The organism is Streptomyces sp. WMMB303 (genome assembly GCF_029351045.1).
Classification (GTDB): domain Bacteria; phylum Actinomycetota; class Actinomycetes; order Streptomycetales; family Streptomycetaceae; genus Streptomyces.
In genome coordinates, this window is the sequence record NZ_JARKIN010000001.1 from 4848839 (window position 1) to 4867439 (window position 18601).

The 18601-nt window shown below is 70.1% G+C and carries 15 protein-coding genes and 1 pseudogene; 8 read left to right on the forward strand and 8 right to left on the reverse strand.

Going from position 1 to position 18601, the window contains the following annotated elements; all coding sequences use genetic code 11:
• Positions 1-45 precede the first annotated feature (45 nt).
• Positions 46-459 (forward strand): hypothetical protein, encoded by a 414-nt coding sequence (locus tag P2424_RS21540; protein ID WP_276477393.1) that lies wholly within the window; start codon positions 46-48, stop codon positions 457-459.
• A 93-nt stretch (positions 460-552) separates the two neighbouring features.
• On the opposite strand, the gene P2424_RS21545 is transcribed toward P2424_RS21540, so the two are convergent.
• The 3 genes from P2424_RS21545 to P2424_RS21555 all read right to left on the reverse strand — a co-directional run bounded on the left by P2424_RS21545 (position 553) and on the right by P2424_RS21555 (position 2286).
• Positions 553-1056, reverse strand: a complete 504-nt coding sequence (locus P2424_RS21545; RefSeq protein ID WP_276477394.1) for a DUF3515 family protein — start codon at positions 1054-1056, stop codon at positions 553-555.
• 216 nt (positions 1057-1272) lie between these two features.
• Positions 1273-1806, reverse strand: a complete 534-nt coding sequence (locus tag P2424_RS21550) for a GNAT family N-acetyltransferase (protein WP_276477395.1) — start codon at positions 1804-1806, stop codon at positions 1273-1275.
• A 102-nt stretch (positions 1807-1908) separates the two neighbouring features.
• Positions 1909-2286: a MerR family transcriptional regulator gene (locus tag P2424_RS21555; RefSeq protein WP_276477396.1), complete on the reverse strand. Its 378-nt coding sequence runs from the start codon at positions 2284-2286 to the stop codon at positions 1909-1911.
• A 75-nt stretch (positions 2287-2361) separates the two neighbouring features.
• On the opposite strand from P2424_RS21555, the gene P2424_RS21560 reads away from it, so the two are divergent.
• On the forward strand, positions 2362-3090 hold the full coding sequence (locus P2424_RS21560) for an SDR family oxidoreductase (RefSeq protein WP_276477397.1): 729 nt from the start codon (positions 2362-2364) through the stop codon (positions 3088-3090).
• Between the two features lie 79 nt (positions 3091-3169).
• Here P2424_RS21560 and P2424_RS21565 read toward each other — a convergent pair.
• The 3 genes and pseudogenes from P2424_RS21565 to P2424_RS21575 form a co-directional block, all read right to left on the reverse strand.
• Positions 3170-3413 (reverse strand): annotated as a pseudogene (locus tag P2424_RS21565) (hypothetical protein); the annotation flags it as partial.
• 342 nt (positions 3414-3755) lie between these two features.
• A complete protein-coding gene (locus P2424_RS21570; protein WP_276477398.1) occupies positions 3756-3965 on the reverse strand; it encodes a DUF397 domain-containing protein in 210 nt (69 codons plus the stop codon).
• Positions 3947-4789, reverse strand: a complete 843-nt coding sequence (locus P2424_RS21575; protein ID WP_276477399.1) for a helix-turn-helix transcriptional regulator — start codon at positions 4787-4789, stop codon at positions 3947-3949. The genes P2424_RS21570 and P2424_RS21575 overlap by 19 nt, the downstream gene beginning before the upstream one ends.
• 185 nt (positions 4790-4974) lie before the next feature.
• Between P2424_RS21575 and P2424_RS31035 the strand changes: the two genes are divergently transcribed.
• Entirely contained in the window at positions 4975-5358 is a 384-nt protein-coding gene (locus P2424_RS31035; RefSeq protein ID WP_346660110.1) for a hypothetical protein, read from the forward strand.
• Positions 5355-5690 (forward strand): hypothetical protein, encoded by a 336-nt coding sequence (locus P2424_RS21585; protein ID WP_276479186.1) that lies wholly within the window; start codon positions 5355-5357, stop codon positions 5688-5690. Before P2424_RS31035 ends, P2424_RS21585 begins: the two co-directional genes overlap by 4 nt.
• A gap of 58 nt (positions 5691-5748) precedes the next feature.
• Here the strand turns inward: P2424_RS21585 and P2424_RS21590 are convergent, their stop codons facing one another.
• The gene (locus P2424_RS21590; RefSeq protein WP_276477400.1) at positions 5749-6669 is read right to left on the reverse strand and encodes an RNA polymerase sigma-70 factor; all 921 of its coding nucleotides are present in this window, start codon (positions 6667-6669) and stop codon (positions 5749-5751) included.
• Positions 6666-7844, reverse strand: coding sequence for an FAD-dependent oxidoreductase (locus tag P2424_RS21595; RefSeq protein ID WP_276477401.1), 1179 nt, complete (start codon positions 7842-7844; stop codon positions 6666-6668). Before P2424_RS21595 ends, P2424_RS21590 begins: the two co-directional genes overlap by 4 nt.
• A gap of 364 nt (positions 7845-8208) precedes the next feature.
• Between P2424_RS21595 and P2424_RS21600 the strand changes: the two genes are divergently transcribed.
• The 4 genes from P2424_RS21600 to P2424_RS21615 are packed head-to-tail and all read left to right on the forward strand — an operon-like array spanning position 8209 to position 18587.
• A complete protein-coding gene (locus tag P2424_RS21600) occupies positions 8209-12120 on the forward strand; it encodes a phage resistance protein (protein WP_276477403.1) in 3912 nt (1303 codons plus the stop codon).
• Positions 12117-15101: a BREX-2 system phosphatase PglZ gene (gene pglZ / locus P2424_RS21605; protein ID WP_276477404.1), complete on the forward strand. Its 2985-nt coding sequence runs from the start codon at positions 12117-12119 to the stop codon at positions 15099-15101. Before P2424_RS21600 ends, pglZ begins: the two co-directional genes overlap by 4 nt.
• Before the next feature lie 40 nt (positions 15102-15141).
• Positions 15142-16464: a BREX system ATP-binding protein BrxD gene (gene brxD, locus P2424_RS21610; RefSeq protein ID WP_276477405.1), complete on the forward strand. Its 1323-nt coding sequence runs from the start codon at positions 15142-15144 to the stop codon at positions 16462-16464.
• Positions 16464-18587, forward strand: a complete 2124-nt coding sequence (locus P2424_RS21615; RefSeq protein WP_276477406.1) for a DEAD/DEAH box helicase — start codon at positions 16464-16466, stop codon at positions 18585-18587. The genes brxD and P2424_RS21615 overlap by 1 nt, the downstream gene beginning before the upstream one ends.
• Positions 18588-18601: the final 14 nt, after the last annotated feature.

The following is an 18601-nucleotide window of genomic DNA, read 5'->3' on the forward strand; positions in this document are numbered from 1 at the left end:
AAAGCCCATTGCAGGGCCAGATCCTGACATGGAAGCCTCAGAGTCATGATTCGCACATATCGATGGAAAATTGCAGGCATCGCCGCCGCTGGCACAGCCCTCGCACTGACCTTCCCGGCCTCGGCGTCGGCCGGCACCACCGGTGCAGGAAGCTGGGATTACGTCGGTTCCTCGTCGTTCTACGAGGTAAACGGCGTTTACTACAGCCACCCCGTAAAGTCACACGGCGGGAACTTCAAAGCCTGCATTTATACTTCGACCAGCGGGAAAAGAGCGTACGCTTTATACGAAGACGACGTGAACAATTACGACGACAAGGTCGGTTCCGTGCGCCAGCAGGTCGCGGGAGGATGCGAGACCTGGGACGTATCGGGGGCCGTGGACGGCGACAACCACCGAGCGGAACTGTACATCGCAACCAATGACTCAAGGGCGTATAAGGTGAAGTACTACGACTGACAGAATGCCATGGTGCTCGCTCCGTTACGGCGGGGCGAGCACCACGGCATTCCGGAGGAAGTGACACGCTTCATTTCATACACTACAGGCCGATCAGCCGATGTCACTCAAGTCGATGCACTTCGACTTCTGAGGGAAATCCATAATTCCTTCGTTTATTACAACCAGCACGTCGCCGCCCAGGCCGCTGTCTCCGTCGATCTTCACCTCGACTGCGGGTATGCGACCGTAGGTGGTGAGGACCTTTTCCCCGCTGCTGTTCATTCTGTTCTCGTCGAGCACCCAGTCCACACCGTTGATGTTCGTGCAAAGGTTTGGGGTCGGAGGCAGGGGCTTTACTCCGCATCGCATGACGACCGAACCGTCTCCCCACGCGGCGGCACCCGCGCCTTCGGTTCGGTCCCGGGATTGCCCGAGAAGGGTTTCAGGCACGGTCGCTGTGAGGTGTGAGCACCGAGGGTCGCTCGCGAAAGGCCCCGGTTCCACGGATTTCTTCGCGAACAGCAAGAAATACCAGACGGCGCCGGCAGAAAGAGCCACCGCGATACCTAGCCCGTAAAAAAGGTGGCTTCTTTTAGCCCCGGACTTGAACCACATAGACTCATCCTAACTGATGCCAACCGGGCCTCAGACAGAGCGCTAGTGCAATCACATGCGGACACCGTTTCCCCCTCATCCGAAAAGAGCGGAATACGCTCCTGGGCCAAGTCGGAGGGGCGAGGTGGAGGCGGGAAGCCATGCTCATCGGAGAGTGGGTCCGCGCAAGCCAACCTGGGCAAGCGCACCTTCGCTTCTACGAACGTATGGGCCTCGTTACCGGCCGACGTCTGCCCAACGGCTACCGCGACTCCCCACCGGAAGCGCCGATCTGGCTGCAGTACGTACACACCGCACAGAAGCTCGGCTTCTCGCCGGCTCGCGCACCATGAACACGTCCACCGGATCCTCGGTCTCGAGTGTGAATCCGTGCCGCTCGTACAGCCGCCGGGCGGGGCTGCCCTGCAGCACATTCAGCCGGACCAGGGTCCCATCGCAGTCGCACTGCTCCAGCAGCCTGCGCAGCACGGCTGCACCGATGCCGCTGCCCTGCCAGTGCGGGGCCAGGTAAAAGTGCTCCAGCCATCGGGCGTCTTCCGTCGGCCGCAGCGAAACGCAGCCGGCGAACACGTCGCCCACCTCGATCACCCAGGTGTGAGCCGGCGCGAACCCGTCCCGCAGTCGCTGCCGCACCTTCTGCTCGTCGTACCGCCCAAGGCGTTCCAGGTCCGCTCGCAGTACCAGGGCCCGCAACTCGGCCACCGCCTCGACGTCAGCCACCGAAGCCGGTCGAATCTCCCAGTCCGCCATGATCGCAAGACTACCGAGCCAAGCTCCTCCCGCTTTCGTTGGTCCTCTGGCTCCGCGAACTCCAGCCGTAGATCGCTGGTGCGCCGTCCGAACCGACCGCGCCTACGGGTGCGTGTCCGTGATCGCGATGACCTCGTCGAGGCGGTCCAGGGCAGCCTGCAGGTCGTCGACCTTGGCCTGGATGCGGTCGCGCTCGGCGCGCAGCATGGCTCGTTGCTCGGCGTCGGTGTGCCCGGAGTCCCAGCACGGAAGGAGTTCCGTGATCTTTCGGCTGGTCAGGCCGGCGGCGAACATCTGCTGGAAGAAGCGGACCAGGGGGACGGCGTCCTGCCGGTAGAGGCGCTGGCCGGATGGGCTGCGCTCGGCGACGAGCAGCCCCTGCTGCTCGTAGTAGCGCACGGCGCGTACCGAGACACCGGCGCCCCGTGCCACCTCGCCGATGCGGATCAGCCGCTCGCCCGCGGACTCCGTGACGGTCATGGCGATTCCTCTCACTCCGGCCCTGATGATCAACACTTGCCTCTGACGTCAGCGTCAGGTTTTAGCGTACGGGGCATGGACATCAACAACTCAGTTGCCCTTGTCACCGGAGCCAACCGCGGCCTGGGCCGCGCCTTCGCCCAGCGCCTGCTCGAACGGGGCGCCCGCAAGGTCTACGCGACGGCCCGCCGACCGGAGACCGTGGACCTGCCCGGGGTCGAGGTGCTGCCCCTCGACATCGCCGATCCCGCATCCGTGAGGGCCGCCGCCGAGGCCGCCGCGGACGTCTCGCTGCTCGTCAACAACGCGGGGATTCAGACGGGGACCGACCTGGTGACCGGCTCGCTGGACGCGGTGCGGCACGAGCTGGAGACCAACGTGTTCGGCCACCTGGGGATGGTCCGGGAGTTCGCGCCGGCGCTCGCCAGGAACGGCGGGGGCGCGATCGTAAACGTCCTCTCCGCCATGTCGTGGTTCGGGGGCAAGGGCGCCAATGCCTACCACCTGACCAAGGCCGCCGCCTGGGCCATGACCAACGGCGTCCGCCTGGAGCTTGCCGAGCAGGGCACGCTCGTGACAGCGGTGCACCTCGGCCTGGCCGACACCGACATGGCCGCGGGCTGGCCCGTGGACAAGATTGCACCGTCGGACCTGGCCGACGCGGCGCTCGACGGTGTCGAGGCGGGCTCCGCCGAGGTCCTCGCCGACCAGTGGAGTCGGGACGTCAAGTCCCGACTGCCACTGGCGCCGGAAGAGTTCAACGCCGCGATGGACCGAGCCCTGGCGGCGCTAACGGCAGGCTGAGGGGTCCTCGGGCCACGCTGGCTTCGGTCGGTTGCTTCTGAGGTCGTTCACTTGATACTCCATCCGCAGTTGTGGATCTTCATGTTGTGGCCGCGCGTCGGCGGTAGTGGCACTCGCGGCGCGCGTGCCTGGTGTCGGCGACGCCATAGCGACCAGCGCAGGCGATGGTCGCGTTGGCCGTTTGGGGATGCGGCGAAGGTCTCCTCGATCCTCCAGCGGGTTCCGGCGACGCGGACCAGGGCGGGCAGCGGTACTGGCCGCGGGCTGAAGCAGCGGTAGCAGGCCACCTCACCGGTGGTGCGGTTGCGGCGGATCAACAGCTGGCAGGTGCCCGCCGAGTGGACGGTCGACGGCGGTGTGTCCGCGCGGCGTGGCCTCACCGGCCCACTCCGCGATCGTCCAGCAGCTCTTGTGGGGCAGATCGGCCAGCAGTCCGCGAACGAACTTCCCACCCGACGCCGGGGTTCAGAACTACGGCTGGAGTACTTAGAGCTCCATCGACAACGGGATGCTCCAGTTCGTGGATTCGGTGGTGAAATCGACCTCGCTGCGAGGCTGAGACCGCTTGGGACGCCGCTCCCCCACCACGCAGGCCGGCTGAGTACAGAGGGAAGCGGCTCCAGCGGCCTATGGCGCTGGAGCCGCTTCCCTGTTCTTGCTGTCGCTCAGGCGCGCAGGTCGCCGCCCTTGACCGCCGAGAGGAACGACGACCAGCCGTCCGCCGCGAACGTCAGTACCGGCCCGTGGGGCGCCTTGCTGTCACGGACGGGGACGAGGGTGGCGAAGTCATCGGAGACCTCGACGCACGCACCACCGTCCTGATTGCTGTAGCTGCTCTTGCGCCAGCTCACGGCGCTCAGGTCGAGGGATCGCAAGGCACTTCCTCCAACATGCGCAGGATGAATTTTCGCGACTCGACTGGGGACAGCGCCAAATCGCGCACCGCATCGTACGCGAGCTGAAGTCGCTCGACCGCTGCGGTTTCCTCGATCAGTTCGCCCCGGTAGCCGCTCTCCGTGTAGGCCAACGTACGCCCCTCCGGCTGCCGGAGGTACCAGACGTCCACGTTCATCAGCCCATGAAAGCCCGCGCTGAAGGGCAACACCTGGAGCGCGACGTTCCCCCTGTCCGCCGCCCCCACCAGGTACTCCAACTGCTTCCGCCACTCCCCCGCGTCCCGCAGCGGCGTGCGCAGCACCGCCTCGGACAGGATGGTGCGGAAGGGCGGTGCGTCGTCGCCCTCCAGCAAGGAGCGCCGACTCATTCGGGCCTGCACCTGCTGTTCCAGGTCCAGGCCCTTCGAGCCACCGGCCGCGAGCACCTCACCCGCGTACCCCGGGGTCTGCAACAACCCCGGCAGGACGCTGACCGCGAAGTGCCACAAGCTCGTGGCCTTGGCTTCCAGTTCCATGTAGCGGCGGTAGCGCTCGCGGAACTGGGTCTGGTCGTTGATGGCCAGCTCCCACAGGGCCAGGAGCAGCCCTGGGGTGCCGTAGTGCTGGTCGAGGGCCTCGACGACTTCGGGCCCGCCCAGGGTCTCGCCGCTCTCCATCTTGCCGAACAGGGACCAGTCCCAGCCCAGTCGGTCGCCGAGCTGGCGGAGGCTCTCTCCGCGCTGCGCCCGCAGGTGTCGAAGTTCTTCCGCGAACCGGGCGCGTGGTTCGCGGCTGCGGCCGGTGACCGCTCGCCTCGTCGGCATGGTGTGCCTCCGTGGAAGGTGTGGAACATGCGCCGGTCTGCCGGGGAAGCACAACCGGTCTGCGGTGTGCGCAGCTCAGCCAGGACGCATTCTCGTAATGCGCCCCTCACGCACGGTAGTTCAGCCAGTGCGCGCCGAGCGGCGAAATATCAGAACAAACCATGAAAAGTTCAGGAGCACTTCCCATGGCGAACCCGCAGCAGCGCCCGGACCGCGCCGACGACAGCAACGGCGACCCGCACCAGAGCCCGACCGCCGACCCGTACCCGAACGAGCTCCGAGGCTGGACCGAGGGCCGGGTACCGGCCGGGGCCGGCAAGATCCGCGAGGCGGTGGCGGCACGTGATGCGCTCGCCGAGGCGCTGACCCGCGCCGGTGTTCAGCTCCCGGCGATGGACGTACGCACCCCGTGGCGGGACGCGCTGCCAGGTAGTGACGAGAGTGGCGGCGAGCACGACATGCCGGACTCCACGCGGGCCGCCCGGTACGCGCTCGTCCACCTCGGTGTCTGCTCGGCCTCCGTCGCCTTCGCACTGGCGGCCGTGATCGCGCGGGGTGCCGGCCGGTGACGGACGGCGGAGTCCGGTCGCAGGCGCCGGTTGCCGTCACGCCCGTGGAACCGGTCGTCGGCTCGGCGGTACGGGATCTCGCCCGTGACCGGATCGGGGTGGTGATGGAGCGGGAGGGCCGCTATCTCCAGCTCCGCCCGCTGGGCGGGGGACGGGAGTGGGACGCGGACCCCGACCGCGTCCGGCTGCTGACCCACGCCGAGGTGCTGAGCGCCCGCGTCGCGGAGACGAACGCACGCAGTCGGCGGCGCCTCGAGCTGGGCGGAGCATCCGAGGCACCCCGCACATCGTCCTGGAGCGGCCCGGACCCGTGCGGCCCATACCGCCCATGAGCAGCGGTCGCGGACGACGAGCCTCACCACGCCCGGCGACAGCTCGCAGTGAGGACGCTCAGGGCGCCCCGATGTCGTAGGCGGTGCCGTCGGCGACGGCATGGAGTTTGTCCGGGTTGGCCACGTTGTGGATGGCGGTGATGCGCCCGTCGGCGCCGAAGTCGAACGTGACGGTGGCGATCACGCGTCCCGGCCCGCTGAAGACGATGCCCGGCCCGCCGTTGATCACGACGAGTTCGGCATGCATGTCGGCCGGCGCGATGCCCTGGTACGGGACGGTACCGATGGCCGCGAACCAGTTGGCCACCGTGCTTGCGCCGACAACCGGGCGCAGGGCCTGGCGGACCTTGCCGCCGCCGTCGGTCCACAAGGTGACGTCCGGGGACAGCAGTTCCATCAGGGTGTTGATGTCACCGCCGGTCGTGGCAGCGAAGAACCGCTCGGTGGCCTCGCGCTGCCTGGTCCGGTCGGCTGCGAAGCGCGGCCGCCGGGCCCGCACGTGCTCGCGGGCCCGGTGCGCGGCCTGCCGCACCGCAGGTTCGGAACGTTCCACGGCCTCGGCGATTTCGGCGTGGCTGAAGTCGAAGACCTCCTTGAGCACGAACACCGCGCGCTCCAGCGGGCTGAGCGTCTCCAGCACCACCAGCATGGCCATCGACACCGACTCGGTGTCCACGACGGCCTCGGAGGCATCCCCACCGGTGAGGATGGGCTCCGGGAGCCACGGCCCCAGGTAGGTCTCGCGCTTGTGCCGAGTCGAGCGCAGCCGTTCCAGCGCCAGGTTCGAGACGATCCTCGTCAGGTATGCCTTGGGGTCGGCCACCTGCGAGCGGTCCGCGGCGGACCACTTGATCCAGGCGTCCTGGACGGCGTCCTCGGCGTCGGCCGCGGTGCCCAGGAGTCGATAGGCCACGGAGAACAGCAGGCTGCGGTGCTCGTGGAAGACCTGCTGGTCGGGGTGGGCTGACAGGTTGATCACCGGGCCTCCCGGACACGGGTGAAGCGGCCCCCGCGGGGCCAGAACGCACCCGAGGTGGGCATCTTCTTCATACGGCCATAGGTCGGCCAGGGCGAGGCGGTCACCGTTTCCTTGTACCGGACGGCCATGCGGCCGGTCAGGAAGATCCGGCGTGGGCTGTCATCGGGGCGGGTGAACTGCACCACGGCGTCGCCGCGTCCCAGACTCACCGGCGTGTGGTAGTAGCCGAAGCGGAACGGCATGGGCTGCTTGCCTCTGAGTATGCGCTCGATGGACAGCGCGGCATGCACCCCGGTCGGCATGCCGCCCTGGCAGGTGCCGTGCAGCACGCCGTAGCGCTGGCGGATCGCGGCTGCGTCGCCGATCGCGTATACGTCGGGGTGGGACACCGACCGCAGTGTGGCGTCGGTGACGATGCGTCCGCGACGATCGACGGCCAGCCCGGCGGCGGCCGCCGGCGGCGACACCCGGGTACCGCTCGTCCACAGGACCGCGTCGGCGGCGATGCGCTCCCCGCCTGCCAATTCCACCCCGTCGGGCAGAACCTTCACCACCTCGGCTCCTGTGCGTACCTGGACGCCCAGCCGGTCGAGCGCGGCGTGCACGTACGCCTTGGCCTTGGGATTCATGGCCGCGCCGGGCTCGGTCCGGCCCTGTAGCACGACGTCCAGTTCCGGGTGCCGCTCGGCGATCTCCGCGGCCGACTCGGTGCCGGTCAGCCCGCTGCCGGCGACCACCACCGTGCCGCTGCCGAGCCGCCGAAGTCGGTCGGCGAGCAACTCGGCGTCCGGGGCGCTGCTCAGGGTGTACGCATGGTCCTCGGCGCCCGGCACCGCCGACGTGTCGGCCACACTGCCCAACGCGTACACCAACGTGTCGTAGTGCAGGACCCGGTCGTCATCGATCCGTACAGTCCTGGCGTCCGCGTCCACCGCCGTCACCCAGCCCCGTACGAATCGCGCCCCCGTGCCCTCCAGCAGCTCCGGGATGCTCAGCTCGGCGAGCCGCTGCCCGGTCGCCGTCATGTGCAGCCGCATGCGCTCGGTGAACCGCTCCTGCGCATTCACCACGGTCACCCGTACCTCGCGCCGGTTGCTCCTGGCCGCCAGTTGGATGGCCGCGGACATCCCCGCGTACCCGGCTCCCAGGACCACCACACGGCGTGTGCCCGTCATGCCGGTTTCCTGCTGTGTGCTCACCGTTCCGTCCTCCTCCATCGCTTCCGACGACCACCAGATGGAAGCGGACCTCCCATCCGTGACAAGAGGGCGATGTGATGCACAGCACAGTCCGACTCGATGTCCGCCCAACGTTCCGCACTCCCGCACCACGCGGTTGTGCCGGCTGCTCGCCTGACGGCACGTCATTTCGTGACTGCTTTTCATCACCCCGCTGACGTGCTCGACTTCTGTATCGGAGAATGGTCCCGGACCAGGATGAAGATCCGCACAGAAGAAGACCCGCAGACCCGTCGATACGACGGATGGCACGGCCACGGCCCCCAGCGTGCCCGCAGCCGGAAGGAGAGCGAGAGCCTCGATGGCCCAGGACCCGCAGTCGCAGGCGCCCCTGCTTCGCGATGTCATCGACATCAAGGAGTCCATTTCCACCTCGGACTTCGTGCTGCAGTTGTCGGAGGCGACGACGCCGCAGGGGGCCGAGCACGCGCTGCGGGACTACGTGGTCACCGAGCGGCTGCTGGAGAACTTCGACGAGGCACTGGGCCTGATCAAGTCGGCGCTGGACGGGCACGCGTCGAAGGCGGCGTATCTGCACGGCTCGTTCGGTTCCGGTAAGTCGCACTTCATGGCGGTGCTGCACGCGCTGCTGAGCGGCAGCCCGGCGGCGCGCGGCCGGGGCGACTTCGATCCGGTGCTGACCAAGCACGAGTGGCTGGGCACGGACGGGAAGAAGTTCCTGCTGGTGCCGTACCACATGCTCGGGGCGAAGGCCATGGAGCAGCGGGTGCTCGGCGGGTACGTGAGCCACGTCAAGCGGCTGCACCCGGAGGCCCCGACGCCGCAGGTGTACCGGACCGACGCGCTGTTCGACGACATCCGGGCCATGCGGGCGCGGATGGGGGACGCGGCCGTCATCAACGGCCTCACCTCCCCGGAGGGGTCCGGCGGGGACGAGGACGACGAGTGGGGTGAGTCGTTCGCCTGGCAGCCGGCGCTGCTGGACACGGCGCTGGCCGCCGAGGAGGTGCACGAGTCGGGGCAGGCGCTGAACCTGGTGAGCCCGTCGACCCCGGCGGAGCTGCGGGCCCGGCTGGTGGAGGACGCGAGCACGTATCTGCTGCCGGGGTTCGCCAAGAACGCCACGGAGGACGAGCACGGGTTCGTCTCGCTGGACGCGGGGCTCGGCATCGTCGCCGAGCACGCCAAGTCGCTGGGCTACGACGGGCTGATCCTCTTCCTGGACGAGCTGATCCTGTGGCTGGCCACCCTCATCCACGACCAGAAGTGGGTGGCCCGCGAGGCGGGGAAGATCACCAACTTCGTGGAGGGTGGCGACGCGCGCCGCGCCATCCCGGTCGTCTCCTTCATAGCCCGGCAGCGGGATCTGCGGGAGCTGGTGGGTGAGGAGGTGTCGGGCGCCGCCGAGTCGTCCATCCAGGACACGCTCAATCTGGCCTCCGGCCGGTTCGACAAGATCACCCTGGAGGACCGGAACCTGCCCCAGGTCGCGCACGCGCGGCTGCTCAAGCCGAGGAACGCCGAGGCCGGGGCGCGGATCGAGGCGCAGTTCGAGAAGACGCGCAAGGTCCGCCAGGAAGTGTGGGACACCCTGCTCGGCTCGGACCGGGGTGCGGACGGAGTGGGAGCCGACGAGGACAGCTTCCGGCTCACCTATCCCTTCTCCCCCGCGTTCATGGACACGCTCGTCCATGTGTCCTCGGCGCTGCAGCGCAACCGGACCGGTATGAAGCTGATGGGGCAGCTCCTCGCCGACCATCGCGACGAGCTGCGGCTCGGGGATCTCATTCCGGTCGGCGATCTGTATCCGCTGATCGCCGACGGCGGCGACAAGCCGTTCACCGACAGCCTGAAGGTCGTCTTCGAGGCGGCGGACAAGCTGTACAGGACCAAGCTGCGGCCGTATCTGCTCGGTACGTACAACGTGACCGAGGAGGACGTCGAGCAGTACACACACCGCGGGCCGGACAGCATCAAGGACCCGGAGCTGTGTGGGCGGATCAAGACGTTCGTCGGCGACAACAGGATCGTCGGCACCCTGCTGCTGTCGTCGCTGGCGCCCAGCGTCCCGGCGCTGGCGGACCTGACGATCCGCAGGCTCTCCGCGCTGAACTACGGCTCCGTGGTCGCGCCGATACCGGGGCGCGAGTACGGCATCCTCAAGAACAAGGTGGCCGAGTGGGCCGGCCGCTTCCCCGAGATCAAGGAGACCGGCACCGAGGCGAACCCGGGTGTGCGGCTGGAGCTCTCGGGTGTGGACGTCGACTCCGTGATCGCCAACGCCAAGGTCAACGACAATCCCGGGAACCGGCAGGCGCTCGCCAAGCGGCTGCTGTCCGAGGATCTGGGGGTGGCGCACGGGCAGTTGGCCAGCCGGGTCGACTTCGTGTGGCGGGGTACGGAGCGGGCCGCCGAGGTGGTCTTCGGGAACGTCGCCGACGAGGACGAGCTGGCCGACCACGACCTGATGCCGCAGCAGGACGGCCTGTGGCGGATCGTCGTCGACCTCCCCTTCGACGAGGGCGAGTTCGGCCCCCGGGACGACGTGAACCGGATGCAGCGGCTGCGCGAGCGGCAGCAGAGCGAGAGGGCCCGTACGGTCGCCTGGCTGCCGACCCATCTGTCGGCGCAGCGGTACGCGGACTTCTGCCGCCTGGTCGTCATCGACAAGGCGCTCGCGGACGAGCAGCGCTTCGAGTCCCAGTACGCGGGCCATCTGAACGCCGACAACCGTGCGCGGGCCAAGGGGCTGCTGGAGACGCAGCGCGAGTCGCTGCTGAAGAACGTGAAGGCGGCCTTCAAGCAGGCATACGGGCTCGCGGACAAGAAGGCGACCGATGTCGAACTGGGCTTCGGCGAGCACTTGCAGTCGCTGCGGGAGGTCGAGGGGCTGACGCTGTCCTTCGGCCAGTCGCTGCGTGACGGGCTGCGCCATGTCGTGGGCAGGCTGCTGGCGGCGCAGTACCCGGACCATCCGGACCTCGACCCGGACCACACCGGCACGCCGGTGAAGTCGGCCGACGTCCGCAAGGTCTTCACCCACGTGCGGGCGGCCGCGGAGGCGCGCGACCAGCGTACGGAGGTGCCGGCTGCCGACCGCAAGGCGATGCAGCGCATCGCGGGGCCGCTGCGGCTCGGGCAGCAGAAGGAGGCGTACTTCGAGCTGTCGCTGTACTGGGCCGACCACTTCCGGCGGCTCGCACGCGAGCGCGGCCACACCGGTGACCTGAGCCTGATCACCCTCACCGACTGGACGGACCTGCCGCAGCCGCGCGGGCTGCCCGGATATCTGGCCCGGCTCGTGGTCGCCGCGTTCGCCGAGATGGACGACCGGGTGTGGGTGCGCGGCGGGATGCCGCTGGACCCGGCACCGGAGATGGCGCAGCTCAAGGAGCACGACGCGCTGCGCAGCCAGCCGCTGCCCGGCGAGGAGGACTGGGAGTGCGCCCGGCAGCGGTTCGCCACGGTCTTCGGGAAGACGGCGCCGACGCTGCGGCGCGGGCGGATCGTCAACCAGTTCGCCCGCCAGATCACCGAGGAGGCCCGCACCCACCAGGAGCAGGCGGCCGATCTGGTGCGGCAACTGGAGGAGCGCTCGGCATTCCTGGAGCTGGACGACACGGACGAGAGCGGGCGGCTCGCGCTGGCCCGCCGCTGCGTCGAACTGCTGAAGACGCTGACCCAGGGCATGGGGCAGGGCGCGGCAGGAGCGAAGAAGACGGTGGAGGCACTCGCCTCCTTCGACCTGGGAGAGGTCTCCGCCGACCGCTACGGCACTTCGATCACCCAGGCGGGAGCCGTGACCCGCGCGCTGGACGCCGCGTCCTGGACCACCCTCGACCTCGCCTCGAACGAGGGGCCGGAGGGCCGGGCGCTGCTGGAGTCGCTGCGCAACGTGGCGCGCAGCGACCAGCGGACGAGCGATCTGTGCGGCGCTCTGGAACGCACCCAGCGCGAGGTGCTCGCCCTGGTCAAGCGAAACCGGGCGGCACAGAGCCCGCAACCCGATGCCGAGCCCGCCCGGCCACCCGGCCCCGGCGACGTTCCGCTGCACACGAACAGCAGCCACCCGCCCGTCCCGGAGCAACTGTCGCCCGGGGCAGGAGGGCGTCCGGGGCAGGTGAAGCGCTCCGGCGGCAGCCGGACCACCGCCGCGCGGGCCGCGGCCGAGCTGCGGGAGGAGCTGACCGCACTGGCGGCAGCCGAGCCCGATGCCACGATCGAGGTCACCTGGCGGGTCGTCGAGTCATGAGCACCCCGGTCACCGACACACCAGGAACCGCCGCGACCGCGGTCTCGGTGGCGGCGCGGCTGAACCTCGCCACCGTCACCCAGTACCTGTCCTCGCAGACCTCGCTCGCCGACGCGCTCACCGGCAACGACAAACGGCGCGCCGTGCTGCTGCGTGCTGCGCCCGAGTGGCCCGGCCCGCCGCAGCCCGCATGGGGTGAGGGCTGCACCGCCCGGATCGCCGTCGCGCTCTCCCCGCTCGCCGTCCACGAACTCGTGCTGAGCCATCTCGCCGGATCGCCCGAGGACGAGGACGGTGGCCCCGCCGTGCTGGTCGTACTGACCGATCGCGAGCAGAGCGAACTCGACGCCTCGATCGTGGCCCGTACGCACAAGAAGCGCGTCAACACCGTCGACGGCTGGGACGTGGTGCGTGAGGCCTTCGGGGCCGAGCAGTTGGAGACTCGTCTCAAGGACGCGAGCTGGGCCGCCGAGGCGCTGCTGGACGCCACTCCGCCCGGCGGCTGGCCCCCGCACCCGGGCAGTGTGCTGTCGCGGCGTACGGCACTGTCCGCGTTGGCGCTGCGGCGGCTGCGGCTGGGCCGGTACGACAGCGAAGCCGGCTCCGCGCATCGCGCACCGGTGAGCGACCCCCTGGACATCCATACGCTGCTCGGCTGGTCCCTGGCCCCTGGCGGCCCTGAACGGCTGCTGGACCTGCGCGCTCCCGAACGCGACGGGCTGACGGAGTTCCTCGGTGAGGAAGGGCAGGCAGGTCCGGCCGGGCAGGCGCTGCTGGCACTGGTGGGGGCCGCGCACGGCCCGGACGCGGTGGCCTTCGGCCTGGTGTGCGGCGCCCTGTGGCTGCACGCCGACGCCGACGCCGACACCTACCGGGCACGGGGACGCGCCGAGCGCTGGTTCGGGGAGCAGCCGCCTGCGGCCGGCGAGGCGCTGGACGTGCTGGCCGGCTCGTTCGGTCGGGCTTGCGAGGAGTACGTCGGTGTGCTGCTCACGACCGCGTCCCGGGAGCAGGAGAGTGCCGCGCTGGAGGCGCGCGCGGCCCGCCGGGTCAGTGGCACCGTGCTCGACCGGGCGGCGGTTCTGGCCCGGCAGTTCGGTGCCGAGTCCGCGGCCCAGGCCAGTCCGCTGCTCTTGCAGGGGCTGGAAGCGCGGTTCGCGGCGGTCGGTCACGCGCTGGCCCACTCTGCGGGCACGGCCGAGCAGGTGGGGGCCGCCTTGGAGGTGCTGGGCAGGCACAAGCGGGCCGGGGAACCCCAGGCGCGGGTGCGCGTCCAGCGGGCGCACATGGCTCAGCGGCTGGCCCGGTGGCTCGCAGGTGGTCCCGATGCCGCCTGCCGTTCGGCTGCGGACGGCATCGCGCGCCACATCGCGGAGACCGGCTGGGTGGACCAAGCTCTCGAACACATCGAGGCCGGTGGCGATCCCGACCCCGTCCTCAAGTCCGCGTACGACAGACTCGCCCTACGGGTGCGGGAGGTGCGGCACGAGATCGACCGGGACTTCGCCCGCGCGCTCGCCACCTGGACGGCCGCGGGTACCCCGCCGGGCGCCATGCTGACAGTGGAGTCCTTCCTCGACCGGGTGGTCAAGCCGATCGTCCAGGGCGGGGAAGGGCGGCGGGTGCTGCTCGTCGTCCTGGACGGGATGAGTGCGGCCATCGCCACCGAGCTGGGCGAGGAGATCCGCTCCTCATGGGCGGAGTTCGACCCGGTGCCGGACGGCACGCCGCACCGCCGCGCCATGGCCGCAGCGCTGCCGACCGTGACGGCCGTCTCCCGTACATCGCTGTTCGCGGGGCGGCTGACAAAGGGGGCACAGGCGGACGAGAAGCGGCTCTTCCCGCAGCAGAAGCTGTGGGGCGGGGCTCCGGCAGCCGTCTTCCACAAGGACGATCTGCGCGCCGAGAGCGCCGGGGAGGTCTTCGGCCCGCAGCTCACCGAAGCACTGGGCGACGGCCGCACCCATGTGGCGGTCGTCCTCAACGCCATCGACGACCGGCTCGGCAAGGAGCAGAAGCTCGGGGACGGCGCCTGGCAGGTCCAGCACATCCCCGGGCTGGCGGAGTTGCTGCGTGTGGCCGCCCTGCAGGGCATGGCTGTGGTCCTGACCAGCGACCACGGGCATGTGGTGGACCGGCACGGTGCGAAGGTCGAGGCCGGAGAGCCGGAGTCGGCGCGGCATCGTGCCGCTTCCGGGACGGAGGAGCCCGCGGCTGCGGCCGAGGTCGCGCTGTCCGGGCCGCGGGTCGTCTGGCCCGAACCGGAGTCGTCCGTCGTCGCGCTGTGGGACGCCGACTCCCGCTATACCGGACTCAAGGCCGGCTACCACGGCGGAGCCTCCCTGGCGGAGGTGGCCATCCCCGTTCTGGCGTTCCTGCCGTTCGGTGCCTCGCCGCCCCGAGGGTGGCGGGAGCTGGGTGAACAGCAGCCCCTTTGGTGGAAGACCGACGAGAAAGACGCGCGGCTGCTCGGCGGCCCGCCTTCGAGCGCTGCGACGAAGGACGCGGGGCCACGCGAGAAGCAGACCTCCCGGCACAAGCCGTCGAAGACCCAGGCGGAACTGGCCGCCACCCACGACTCCTTGTTCGACGTGGCCCCGGCACCCGTGCCCGAGCCCGTCGAGCCTGCGGAGCGGCCGGAGCAGCCCGAGCCGGGCCCACCGGAAGAAGCCGTCGTGGCGGAGCTCTTCACCTCGGAGACATTCCGGAACCAGGTGGAACTCCTCGCCCGCAAGCCGCGCGAGCGCGAACTCGACAAGTTCCGCCTCGCCGTGGTCGCGCTCCTCGAGACGGGCGGCACCTTGCCAGTGACGGCGCTGGCGCAGCGGGTCGGCTTCCCCGCCACCCGCGCCGACGGCTTCGCCGCCGTGCTGCGACAGCTCCTCAACTACGACGGAGTGCAAGTGCTGGAGACCATGCCGGACGGGCGGACGCTGCGGCTGCACGGCGACGCACTGCGTGCGCAGTTCGGACTGGAGTGAGGGACGCGGGGTGGTACCGGAGGAATGCGAGACTGGAAAGGTGACCGATCCACGTGCCTCCAGCGTCTCCGCCGTCCGGCGGCGCACCGTCATCGACGCCCTGCGGCGCGGCGCTGTACCCGACAGCGGATTGGACCTGCTCGCGACCGGCCTGGACCGGTTCGCGGACGCTCTCGAAGCCGAGTTGACCGCAGTCGCCTCCGGTGCGTCCGTGTTCAAGGCCGTCCGCGGCGAGTACGGGTCCGGTAAGACCTTCTTCACCCGGTGGCTGGGCGAGCGCGCCAAGCGGCTCGGCTACGCGGTCGCCGAGATCCAGATCTCGGAGACCGAGACCCCGCTGCACCGGCTGGAGACTGTGTACCGGCGGCTGACCGAACGACTCGCCACGTCGAGCTTCCCGCCGAGCGCGCTGCGGCCGGTGGTCGACGCCTGGTTCTACGCGCTCGAGGAGGACGCCCTCGCGGCCGGCGCCGACGAGGAGGAATTGACCGGAGAGGTCGAGAAGCTGCTCACCGCGCGGCTGGCCGAGGTGTCCCGACATGCGCCCTCGTTCGCGACGGCACTGCGCGGGTACCGGACGGCACTCGTCGAGGGGGACGAGGTGACAGCGGCGGCCGTGCTGGCGTGGCTGGGCGGGCAACCACATGTGGCCGCCGCGGCGAGGCGGTCCGCCGGGGTCCGCGGCGACCTCGACCACTTCGGGGCTTTCGGCTTCCTGCAAGGGCTGCTGACAGTGCTGCGCGACTCGGGGCACCGCGGGCTGTTCGTCGTCCTGGACGAGGTGGAGACCCTGCAGCGGGTGCGGTCCGACGCCCGGGACAAAGCACTCAACGCGCTGCGGCAGCTCATCGACGAGGTGCACTCGGGCCGGTTCCCCGGCCTGTATCTGGTGATCACCGGAACGCCCGCCTTCTACGACGGCCCGCAGGGAGTGCAGCGTCTCGCACCGCTCGCCCAGCGGCTGGCCACCGACTTCACCACCGACCCGCGCTTCGACAACCCGCGCGCGGTGCAGGTGCGGCTGCCGGGCTTCACCCAGGAATCGCTGATCACCCTCGGCACCACGATCCGCGACCTGTACGCGGACGGGGCATCCGCGCCGGACCGGATACGGCAGCTCGCCGACGACGCGTATATCGCCGACCTCGCCGCCGCGGTGGGCGGTGCGCTCGGCGGCAAGGTGGGAGTGGCGCCGCGGCTGTTCCTGAAGAAGCTCGTCGGCGACGTCCTGGACCGGATCGACCAGTTCGCGGACTTCGATCCCCGGCAGCACTACCGGCTGACGGTATCGGAGAGTGAACTCACCGAGGTCGAGCGCAACGTCGCAGCGGCGGCGGCTGATGACGTGGAGCTGAACGTGTGATGGCGCCCGACCCGGTCGACCGGCTCGATCCCGTCGTCCTGCACCACGTGGTCAACACACTCGGCTGGCCCGACCTGCGGCCCCTGCAGCGTGCCGCGATCGATCCGCTCATGGACGGCGAGGACGCGATCCTCCTCGCCCCCACGGCGGGCGGCAAGACGGAGGCGGCCTGTCTGCCCGTCCTCTCCGCGATGTCCGCACAGGGCTGGTCCGGCACCTCGGTGCTCTACCTGTGTCCGCTGAAGGCGCTGCTGAACAACCTCGTCACACGCGTGCACGGGTACGCCCAGTGGCTCGGGCGCCGTGCGGAGCTGTGGCACGGCGACACCACCGAGGCGCGGCGGCAGCGCATCCGCACCGATCCCCCGGACCTCCTGCTCACCACGCCCGAGTCGCTGGAAGCGATGCTGATCGGGGTCAAGACCGATCACGCCACCGTGCTGGGACATGTCCGAGCAGTCGTCGTGGACGAGGTGCACGCCTTCGCCGACGACGACCGGGGCTGGCACCTGCTGGCCGTGCTGGAACGCCTGCAGCAGGTCACCGGGCTGCCCCTGCAGCGGATCGGCCTGTCGGCGACCGTCGGCAACCCGCAGCAACTGCTCACCTGGCTCCAGGGCTCGGGGGCGGGGAAGCGACCCGGCCGGGTGGTCGCCCCGGCCCCCGTGCAGAGCGCCGCCTCCGACCGCCCCGCGGGCGAGGTCGAACTGGACTACGTCGGCTCCCTCGAGAACGCCGCCAAGCTCGTCGCCACGCTGCACCGGGGCGAGAAACGGCTGGTGTTCTGCGACTCCAGGAGCCAGGTGGAGCAGTTGGGCGCTGCGCTGCGCGAGCGGGAGGTGACGGTCTTCCTCTCGCACGCCTCGCTGTCGGTGCAGGAGCGCGCCAGATCCGAGCAGGCGTTCGCCGAGGCGCGGGACTGCGTCATCGTCTCCACCTCCACCCTGGAACTCGGCATCGACGTCGGCGACCTGGACCGCGTCATCCAGATCGACTCCCCCGGGACCGTCGCCTCCTTCCTACAGCGCATCGGCCGCACCGGACGCCGCCCCGGCGCCACCCGCAACTGCCTCTTCCTCGCCACCCGCAAAGACACACTGCTGCAGGCGGCGGCCTTGCTCGTGCTCTGGTCGCGCGGCTGGGTCGAGCCGGTGACCGCTCCACCGGAGCCACGCCACCTGGTGGCTCAGCAGCTCCTCGCGCTCGTACTCCAGCAGCACAGGATCGGCGACAGCCTGTGGACGGAGCAGTGGAACGGGCTGGTGCCGTTCGACCGTTCGGCACAGCCCGTCCTGCGGCATCTGATGTCCGAGGGCTTCCTCGAACAGGACGGCGGCCTGCTGTTCATCGGCCCCGAAGCCGAGCGCCGGTTCGGCCGTCGGCACTTCATCGAGCTGACAGCCTCCTTCACCGCTCCCCCGCAGTTCACCGTCCTCTCCGGGCGTACGGAGATCGGGCAGACGGATCCGTCCGTGCTGACGGAGGAGCGCCCGGGCCCGCGCAGGCTGCTGCTGGGCGGACGCAACTGGCAGGTCACGTTCATCGACTGGGCCCGCAAACGCGTCTTCGTCGAACCGGTCGACAGCGGCGGCGTCGCCAAGTGGTCGAGCGGCTCACTCGCGGGCCTCTCCCACCCCCTCACCCGGGCGATGCGCGACGTGCTCCTGGGCACCGACCCGCCCGTTTCCCTGACCCGGCGGGCCGATGCCTGCCTGGCCGAATGGCGCCAGGACCATGCGCCCGACCTCGTGCACCCCGGCGGGACGCTGATCACCCGAAGCGGCAGCGATGTGCGGTGGTGGACCTGGGCCGGCTACCGCGCGAACGCGACCCTCGCCGCCACCCTGCCGTCGGTCGCCGACCCTGTGCAGCGGCCCACGGACTGCTTTCTCCGGCTCCGCGAGGACCTCACGCCGGAAGGATGGCGGGCGGCCCGTGCGGCCGCCGACGACGGCGCGGCCCTGGTGCTGCCGGACGTGGACCCGCGGGCTGTGCGCGGCCTGAAATTCTCCGCCGCCCTGCCCGAACGACTCGCCGTCGCGACGGTCGCCGCCCGGCTCGCCGATTTCGACGGCGCGTCCGCGGCGCTGCGGGAGCCCGTGCGCTTCCACGTTCCCGCATAATCCTGGATCCGGGC